Source organism: Dactylosporangium maewongense, from assembly GCF_039531485.1.
In the GTDB taxonomy this organism is placed as follows: Bacteria; Actinomycetota; Actinomycetes; order Mycobacteriales; family Micromonosporaceae; genus Dactylosporangium; species Dactylosporangium maewongense.
The window spans coordinates 1-991 of the sequence record NZ_BAAAQD010000097.1; the positions used below are offsets into that span (position 1 = coordinate 1).

General features: G+C 69.7%; 1 protein-coding gene. It reads right to left on the minus strand.

Annotated features, from left to right (window positions below):
- Positions 1-21: 21 nt before the first annotated feature.
- On the minus strand, positions 22-876 hold the full coding sequence (locus ABD332_RS59875; RefSeq protein WP_344516096.1) for an IS5 family transposase: 855 nt from the start codon (positions 874-876) through the stop codon (positions 22-24).
- Positions 877-991 lie beyond the last annotated feature (115 nt).

The following is a 991-nucleotide window of genomic DNA, read 5'->3' on the forward strand; positions in this document are numbered from 1 at the left end:
AGAGCGACCGGCAAATGGGCGTTACTTGAGCCTGCGGGTGGTGAGTCGGGTATCCCAGCGGTAGAGCGCACGGGCGCGGCGGATGAGTTGACGGACTGTGACGAAGGCTGCGGCCAGATACAGGTAGAAGTCGATGATGCTGGCGCTGCGGTCGGTGCAGCGACGGATCTTGCCGAACCCGTTCATCCACGAGTTCGTCCGCTCGACCACCCAGCGCTTGCCGACCTGGACCGGGGCGGGGATGCCCTTGCGCGCGATGTCAGCGTCGAAGCCCAGCTCGGCGAGGAGGTCCCGGCTCGGGCCGTTGTCGTAGGCGCGGTCCAGATGTGCGGTGACCTGCTCGGGCCAGCGATGGTGCAGTTGGCGGCTGCTCGCCTCGAGAGTGCCGCGCAGCAGCGGCGAGTCGTGCCGGTTGGCGCTCGTGCCGATCAGGCCGAGCGGGATCCCGTCGCCGTCGGTGCCGGTCGAGCGTTTCATGCCGCCCTTGCCCCGGTCGACCGGGGAGCGACCGGCGCGCTCGCCGCCGCACGGGGCTTTCGTGATGGCCCCGTCGACGCTGACGTCGGCCAGGTCCAGGCCGATCATGCGGTCGTAGGCGGCCAGGGCGAGGGCGTGGAGCTGTTCGCCCAGCCCCACCTCGGCCCAGGCGCGCAGGCGACGGCGGATGGTGCGGTCCGAGCACGCCTCGGTGGCGATGCGTTCGTATCCGGAGCCGTGGACCAGGGCGTCCACGACGTGGGCGAACACGACCCGGTCGGGCACCCGCCGCCGGTGGCAGCCCAGCGGGTGGGTCGGGTCGAACTCCGGCCGTGCGGGCAGCAGCGCGTCGAACTGGACCCACACGGGCTCCAGCAGGGATGATGGGATCGCGGGCACGGGCATCCTTGTCGATCACGGAGCGTAGAGAACTCACATGATCGTTGATGCCTGTGCCCGCTTGCTGCCCCGCTCTGATCTTCTGACCGACTTACGCCCTATTGCCGGTCGCTCT